The sequence below is a fragment of the Streptomyces sp. 35G-GA-8 genome, from assembly GCF_023534745.1.
Lineage (GTDB): Bacteria > Actinomycetota > Actinomycetes > Streptomycetales > Streptomycetaceae > Streptomyces.
In genome coordinates, this window is record NZ_JAMHJQ010000050.1 from 1 (window position 1) to 1,731 (window position 1,731).

Annotated in this window: 2 protein-coding genes; both read left to right on the forward strand. The window is 65.9% G+C overall.

What is annotated here, in order from left to right:
- Positions 1-93 precede the first annotated feature (93 nt).
- Complete coding sequence (locus tag M1203_RS38450) at positions 94-1,227, forward strand: IS630 family transposase (protein WP_308404972.1); 1,134 nt, start codon at positions 94-96, stop codon at positions 1,225-1,227.
- Positions 1,228-1,248: 21 nt separating this feature from the next.
- Positions 1,249-1,662: a cytidine deaminase gene (locus tag M1203_RS38455; protein ID WP_249954514.1), complete on the forward strand. Its 414-nt coding sequence runs from the start codon at positions 1,249-1,251 to the stop codon at positions 1,660-1,662.
- The last annotated feature ends 69 nt before the right edge of the window (positions 1,663-1,731 follow it).

The window sequence follows — 1,731 nt, forward strand, 5'->3', positions numbered from 1 at the left end:
CTAGTGCCGAATCAGGCAACGTTTGCCCTGTTGTGGTGTGACGCGCCGTCCGGGTCATGGCCCTGGGCGGCCTACGGCCGTCAGGCTGTGCGGGTGGCAGGTCGAGTACACGTGCGTGAGATCGACGACGACGAGGGCAGGCGGCTGTTGCGGATTATCCGCAGGGGCGCTGGGTCGGTGGTGACCTGGCGGCGGGCCCAGATGGTACTGCTGTCCGCGCAGGGCATGCCGGTAGCGAGGATCGCCGGGGTGTCGTTCACCAGCGACGACCGGGTCCGGGACGTGATCCACAACTTCAACACGGACGGCTTCGAGTCGCTGTACCCGAAGTACAAGGGTGGCCGGCCCAAGACGTTCACACTGCCCGAGCGGCGCGAGATCAAGAAGATCGCGAAGTCCAGGCCGACCGAGCACGACCTGCCGTTCTCGACCTGGAGTCTGACCAAGCTGGCGGACTTCCTGGTCGCAGAGGGGGTGGTCGACGACATCAGCCACGAGGGCCTGCGCATCCTGCTCCGCGAGGAAGGCGTCTCCTTTCAACGCCTGAAGACCTGGAAGGCCTCCAACGACCCCGACTACGCGGCCAAGAAGGCCCGGGTCGAGCACCTGTATGCGATCGCTGACGGCGAGGTCATACCCGAGGACGGCGAGCCCGAAGTCATCTTCAGCATGGACGAGTTCGGCCCGCTCAATTTGATGCCCCACCCGGGCCGGCAGTGGGCCGAGCGCGGTGGCAGGCACAAGGACCCAGACCGCGAACCGCGCCGACGGCGGCGGGCGACCTACAACCGCTACGGCGGGGTACGGCACCTGTTCGCCGCACCCGACCTGGCCAAAGACAAGCTCTACGGCCACATCAAGCCCGTCAAGCGCCGCACCCGGTTCCTGGAGTTCTGCCGCTACCTGCGCTCGCTCCACCCACAGACGGTGCGGATCGTGATCGTCTGCGACAACTTCTCACCCCACCTGACCACGAAGAAGTGCCAGCGGGTCGGCACCTGGGCGGCAGCGAACAACGTCGAGATCGCCTGCACCCCTACCAATTCCTCCTGGCTGAACCGTATCGAGGCCCAGTTCACCGCCCTGCGTTACTTCACCCTCGACGGCACCGACCACGCCAGCCACAAAGAACAGGGCAGCATGATCCGCCGCTACATCAGCTGGCGGAACAAGCACACCACAGATATTCGCTTGCGCACCATCGTCACGCGGATCAACGTTGCCTGACACCTTACGAAGGCAGAGAAGATGACCACGCAGACCCACCACGTCGATCACGAGCTCATCCGGGCCGCGGCCCACGTCGCGCGCACTCGCTGCCGGGGCGACAACCACACAATGGCGGCCGCAGCCCGCGCCCAGGACGGCCGGATCATCACCGCGGTGAACGCATACCACTTCACCGGAGGCCCCTGCGCCGAGCCGGTCCTTATCGGCACGGCAGCCGCCCAGGGCGCCTACGAGCTGGACACGATCGTCGCCGTGGGCGACCGCGACCGGGGGGTTGTTCCCCCATGCGGCCGGTGCCGGCAAGTCCTCCTCGACTACTTCCCCGCCCTCAAGGTCATCGTCGGCAATGAGGACCGCATCCGAACCGTCCTCATTGCCGACTTGCTGCCCGAAAGCTACATCTGGGCCGACCACCAGCTCGACGCCGAGTAACCGCGTCACTCAACACGAGCTGTCGCCTCCAGCTGACAACAGGGCGAACGTTGGTTGATGCGGCACTAG

Coding starts and splice junctions, on each gene's coding strand:
- M1203_RS38455 (WP_249954514.1), top strand. CDS start 1,249: ATGACCACGCAGACCCACCACGTCGATCACGAGCTCATCCGGGCCGCG.